Genomic DNA, 5,586 nt, shown 5'->3' on the forward strand with positions numbered 1-5,586 from the left:
GTCTCAGACGGCAGGTCTCCTGGCTCGCGGGTCATCGCCTTGGCGCCGCCTTCCCGGGAGACATCCCAGTGGTTTTCGGCTGAGGCTCGTCGCTCACAGTTGCGGGGACAGCCGCGGAGTTGGGATTTTTCCCGCACCGCATTCCCTCTTGGCTCCTCCCTTTGCCGGGAGAAGACCGTCTGCGGCGGATTTAGGCTTAGAGCTACGCGGCTGTCAACGCGCGGCTACGACACCGAAATGTCGGCCAGCGCCGGCCCAAGGTCGCCGGCCGGGGTTACCTCGATGCTCTCCAGGCCTAGCCAGGTCTGAATCTGTTTCAGCTCATCGAAGAGCTGGGCGGCCGTTTCGGTCGGAGCGCCGGCTTCAGCATAAGCCGCATGGACGCGCAGCATGCTCGCCGGGCGGTCGGCCCTCAGATCGACACGGGCGACGATCCGGTCGCCTAGCAGGAAGGGCAGCACATAGTAGCCATACTGGCGTTTTTCAGCCGGCGTGTAGATCTCGATGCGATAGCGGAAGCCGAACAGCTTTTCCGTGCGGGTGCGTTCGAAGACCACCGGATCGAAGGGAGCGAGCAGGGCGCGCGCCCCGATCCGGCGCGGAATGCGCGCGTCCTTATAGAGATAAGCGGTCTTGTCCCAGCCTTCGACCCGCACCGGCAGCAGTTCGCCCGTCTCGACCAGTTCCTCGATGCGATCCTTCACGTCGCCCGGCGCGAGGCGGAAATAATCGCGCAGGTCGCCATAGGTGGCGATGCCGTGGGCGCGCGCGGATATGCGCAGCAATTCACGGTGCGCGTCCTCGACAGAAGGCACGGGCAAATCCAGCACAGACTGCGGCAGAACACGCTCCGGCAGATCGTAGTAGCGTTCGAACCCGCGCCGGTAGGCGGTGGTGATGCGCCCGGCCCAGAACAGCCATTCGAAGGCGTGCTTGGCCTCGCTCCAGCCCCACCAGCCGCCGTTGCCCTTGTGGCCTTCGATGTCGGAGGCGGCAATCGGCCCGCGTTCCGCGACTTGCCCGTAGATCTCGTCGATCATTGCCTTGCGCTCGCGACCCCATTTGGCGAGGCCGAGATACATTTCCTCGCCGCGCTCGGCGCGCTGCATGCGCCAGCGCATCAGCGGCCAGGTCTCGACCGGCAGGAACGACGCCTCATGCGCCCAATATTCAAAGACGGCGCGCTTGCGGCTTACGGCCGCGTTGTCGAGCAGCGCGAGCGGGTAGGGGCCGAGGCGCGAATAGAGCGGCATGTAGTGGGCGCGCACCACCGCGCTGACGGAATCGATCTGCAGCAGGCCGGTGCGAGAGAGCACGCGGGCGAGGTGCCGGCGATCGGGCGTACCGGCCGGCCGCGCATCGGTGAAGCCCTGTGCGCCGAGCGCGATGCGCCTGGCCATGGCCAGCGAGATCTTTTCCTTCATCGAGCTGCTCTCGCCCTGATCAGTTCTGCCGGATTTTTAGCCGGTGATTCCGGCCATGCTAGCAGGCAAATGGCGGGAGATATGTCAGGAGAGAAAAGTGGAGTAAAAAGTGAAAGAAATCAAACAGGAGCGGATCGGACCAGTTTCTTCCGATATGGCGTCCAGGGCGGGATTTTGAACAAGGTTTGACTTGCGTCGCCGAAACCGCTGCGCTAACCCTCGCCGCGTCGCAGCATAGGGCCCTTAAAACGGTTCAGCGGGTTAAACTGTCACGCTTCCGCATTAGAGTCCGTTGCTGTAATCAAAGTGAATTGGCCGCCAACGGAAAGCCGCCGCATGAGCGCACTCCTAAGTTCGTATCTGCCCATCGTCCTCTTCATCGCAGTAGCGATGGTCGTTGGTCTCGCGCTTATCATCGCGCCGTTCCTGGTGGCCTACCGCAATCCCGACCCGGAAAAGCTTTCCGCCTATGAATGCGGGTTCAATTCGTTCGACGACGCCCGCATGAAGTTCGACATCCGCTTCTATCTGGTGTCGATCCTGTTCATCATCTTCGATCTCGAGGTCGCCTTCCTGTTCCCATGGGCGGTGTCCTTCTCCAAGCTCGGTATGCTCGGCTTCTGGTCGATGATGGTGTTCCTGGCGGTGCTGACCATCGGCTTTGCCTATGAATGGAAAAAAGGAGCGCTGGAATGGGATTGAACGACAGTTCAGGCACCCTCGTCGCGCCGAAGCCCAAGGGCATCATCGACCCCAACACCGGCAGGCCGGTGGGGGAGGACGATCCCTTCTTCCTCGAAATCAACAATGAGCTGGCCGACAAGGGTTTCCTCGTCACCTCGACTGAAGCGCTGATCACCTGGGCGCGCAGCGGCTCGCTGATGTTCATGACCTTCGGCCTCGCCTGCTGCGCGGTCGAGATGATCCACACCTCGATGCCGCGCTACGACAGCGAGCGGTTCGGCGTCGCGCCGCGCGCGTCTCCGCGCCAGTCCGACATCATGATCGTGGCCGGCACGCTGACCAACAAGATGGCGCCGGCGTTGCGCAAGGTCTACGACCAGATGCCGGAGCCGCGCTACGTCATCTCGATGGGCTCCTGCGCCAATGGCGGCGGCTACTACCACTATTCCTATTCGGTGGTGCGCGGCTGCGACCGCATCGTGCCGGTCGACATCTACGTGCCGGGCTGCCCGCCGAGCGCGGAAGCGCTGCTCTACGGCATTCTTCTGTTGCAGAAGAAGATCCGCCGCACCGGCACGATCGAACGGTGAGCCGATGACCCAGGCGTTGACCGAACTCTCCACCTATCTCGGCGAGAAGCTCTCCGGCCGCATCGGCGAAACCGTGCTCGCCTATGGCGAACTGACCGTCTCCGTCGAACCGGGCAATCTGATCGAGGTGGCGACCTTCCTGCGCGACGACCCGCGCTGCCAGTTCATCTCGATCATCGACATCTCCGGCGCGGACTATCCGTCGCGGGCCAGGCGCTTCGACGTCGTCTACCACCTGTTGTCGCCGAAGCAGAATGTCCGCATCCGGCTCAAGGTCCAGGCCGACGAAGAGACGCTGGTGCCGTCGCTGACCGCCGTCTATCCCGGCGCCGACTGGTATGAGCGCGAGACCTACGACCTTTACGGCGTGCTGTTCTCCGATCATCCGGACCTGCGCCGCATCCTCACCGACTACGGCTTTGATGGGCATCCGCTGCGCAAGGATTTCCCGCTGACCGGCTTCGTCGAGGTGCGCTACGACGACGAGGCCAAGCGGGTCATCTACGAGCCGGTCGAGCTCAAGCAGGAATTCCGCAATTTCGATTTTCTTTCTCCTTGGGAAGGGACGGACTACGTCCTGCCGGGGGATGAAAAAGCGAAACAGTGAGTAGGGAAGTAGTAAGTAGGGAAGGAATTGGGAAAGCGGATCGAATCTTATCGCGACCTGATGGTGTGGCAATCGGCGATGATTCTCGCTGAAGATTGCTATCGCGTCACCAAAGGTTTTCCGAAAGACGAGATCTATGGAATGACCTCCCAGATGCGCCGCTCGGCGGTATCTATCGCCGCTAATATCGCTGAAGGGTATGGTCGTGAGAATAGGGGTTCGTTCGTTCAATTTCTGCGCATGGCGCAGGGTTCGTTGAAAGAGCTAGAGACCCACGTATTGCTGGCATGCCGTGTGGGTATGCTGGAAAGAGACCTTGAGACTGAACTGCTGCTTCGGTGTGAAGAGATTGGGAAAATGATGCGATCTCTGATCAGAACGGTGCAGGCTAAACAGGCGGAATAAGTAGGCGTTGAGCTGATGATCACTACTCACTACTCACTACTGACTCGCCAGAGGCGCCAGAATGGCTGAAACCTCCGTCCGCAACTTCAACATCAACTTCGGTCCGCAACACCCTGCAGCGCATGGCGTTTTGCGCCTGGTGCTGGAGCTGGACGGCGAGGTGGTCGACCGCGTCGATCCGCATATCGGCCTGCTTCATCGCGGCACCGAGAAGCTGATCGAGGCAAAGACCTATCTGCAGGCGGTGCCCTATCTCGACCGGCTCGATTATTGCGCGCCGATGAACCAGGAGCATGCCTTCGCGCTCGCTGCAGAGCGCTTGCTCGGCATCGAGGTGCCGAAGCGTGGGCAGCTGATCCGCGTGCTCTATTCCGAGATGGGCCGCATCATGTCGCACATCCTCAATGTGACGACGCAGGCGATGGACGTCGGCGCGCTGACCCCACCGCTGTGGGGCTTCGTCGAGCGCGAAAAGCTGATGGTATTCTACGAACGCGCCTCCGGCTCGCGCATGCATGCGGCCTATTTCCGGCCGGGCGGCGTGCACCAGGACCTGCCGCAGAAGCTGATCGAGGACATCGGCAAGTGGATCGACCCGTTCCTGAAGTCGATCGACGATCTCGACGCGCTGCTTACGCCTAACCGCATCTTCAAGCAGCGCAATGTCGACATCGGCACGGTGTCGCTGGCCGACGCCTGGGCCTGGGGTTTTTCGGGCGTGATGGTGCGCGGCTCGGGCGCGGCCTGGGACCTGCGCAAGGCGCAGCCCTATGAATGCTATTCCGAGATGGATTTCGACATCCCGATCGGCAAGAACGGCGACTGCTACGATCGCTACCTCGTGCGCATGGAAGAGATGCGCCAGTCGGCGAAGATCATGCGCCAATGCGTCGATCTTTTGCTCGGCAAGGAAGGCACTGGCCCGGTTTCGAACCTCGACGGCAAGGTGGTGCCGCCGAAGCGCGCGGCAATGAAGCGCTCGATGGAAGCGCTCATCCATCACTTCAAACTCTATACCGAGGGCTATCGTGTGCCGGCCGGCGAGGTCTATGCGGCCGTCGAGGCGCCCAAGGGCGAGTTCGGCGTCTATCTGGTCTCGGACGGCACCAACAAGCCTTATCGCTGCAAGCTGCGCGCGCCCGGTTTCGCGCATCTGCAGGCCATGGATTTCCTGTGCCGCGGCCACATGCTGGCCGACGTCACCGCCGTACTTGGCTCCCTCGACATCGTGTTTGGTGAGGTCGATCGCTAAATGTCAGTCCGCCGTCTCGCAGATGCCAGCGTCCAGCCAGCCTCCTTCGCCTTCACCAAGGCGAACGCGGCGGCGGCCAAGCAGTGGATCGCCAAATATCCGAAGGGCCGCGAGCAGTCGGCCATCATCCCGTTGCTGATGATCGCGCAGGAGCAGGAAGGCTGGGTGACCAAGGCGGCGATCGAGACGATCTCCGACATGCTCGGCATGCCGCGCATCCGCGGCCTCGAGGTCGCGACCTTCTACACGCAGTACCAGCTTAATCCGGTCGGCACCCGCGCCCATATTCAGGTCTGCGGCACCACGCCCTGCATGCTGCGCGGCTCGGAAGCGCTGATGGATGTCTGCCGGTCGAAGATCCATCACGACCAGTTCCACACCAATGACAAGGGCACGCTGTCGTGGGAGGAGGTCGAGTGCCTCGGCGCCTGCGTCAACGCGCCGATGGTCATGATCTTCAAGGACACCTTCGAGGACCTGACGCCGGAACGGCTGGCCGAGATCATCGATCTCTATGAAGCCGGAAAGGGTGCCGAGGTGAAGCCTGGTCCGCAGAACGGCCGCACCGGCTCCGAGCCCGCGTCTGGGCTGACGACGCTGAAGAGCGAAAAAGCGATCCTGAAA

7 protein-coding genes and 1 riboswitch are annotated in these 5,586 nt (G+C 61.9%); of the genes, 6 read left to right on the forward strand and 1 reads right to left on the reverse strand.

All coding sequences use genetic code 11. From position 1 onward, the window contains the following. Positions 1-195: riboswitch (cobalamin riboswitch) on the reverse strand. This riboswitch is flagged as partial in the annotation. Between the two features lie 29 nt (positions 196-224). Beyond that, positions 225-1,424, reverse strand: coding sequence for a winged helix-turn-helix domain-containing protein (locus tag EOA38_RS26355; protein WP_126093200.1), 1,200 nt, complete (start codon positions 1,422-1,424; stop codon positions 225-227). A gap of 336 nt (positions 1,425-1,760) precedes the next feature. On the opposite strand from EOA38_RS26355, the gene EOA38_RS26360 reads away from it, so the two are divergent. The 6 genes from EOA38_RS26360 to nuoE all read left to right on the forward strand — a co-directional run. Further along, complete coding sequence (locus EOA38_RS26360) at positions 1,761-2,126, forward strand: NADH-quinone oxidoreductase subunit A (RefSeq protein WP_112127345.1); 366 nt, start codon at positions 1,761-1,763, stop codon at positions 2,124-2,126. Then, on the forward strand, positions 2,117-2,698 hold the full coding sequence (locus EOA38_RS26365; RefSeq protein ID WP_013531090.1) for an NADH-quinone oxidoreductase subunit B: 582 nt from the start codon (positions 2,117-2,119) through the stop codon (positions 2,696-2,698). The genes EOA38_RS26360 and EOA38_RS26365 overlap by 10 nt, the downstream gene beginning before the upstream one ends. 4 nt (positions 2,699-2,702) lie before the next feature. Further along, positions 2,703-3,305, forward strand: coding sequence for an NADH-quinone oxidoreductase subunit C (locus tag EOA38_RS26370; protein ID WP_126093201.1), 603 nt, complete (start codon positions 2,703-2,705; stop codon positions 3,303-3,305). Between the two features lie 27 nt (positions 3,306-3,332). Then, positions 3,333-3,710 carry a four helix bundle protein gene (locus EOA38_RS26375; RefSeq protein WP_126093202.1) on the forward strand — a complete coding sequence of 126 codons (378 nt, stop codon included), beginning with the start codon at positions 3,333-3,335 and terminating at the stop codon, positions 3,708-3,710. Positions 3,711-3,771: 61 nt separating this feature from the next. Beyond that, complete coding sequence (locus EOA38_RS26380; RefSeq protein WP_126093203.1) at positions 3,772-4,962, forward strand: NADH-quinone oxidoreductase subunit D; 1,191 nt, start codon at positions 3,772-3,774, stop codon at positions 4,960-4,962. After that, on the forward strand, positions 4,963-5,586 hold a 624-nt coding region (gene nuoE, locus EOA38_RS26385; RefSeq protein ID WP_127300607.1), incomplete at its 3' end, for an NADH-quinone oxidoreductase subunit NuoE. It lies immediately after the preceding gene.

It is taken from the genome of Mesorhizobium sp. M1E.F.Ca.ET.041.01.1.1, from assembly GCF_003997355.1.
Classification (GTDB): domain Bacteria; phylum Pseudomonadota; class Alphaproteobacteria; order Rhizobiales; family Rhizobiaceae; genus Mesorhizobium.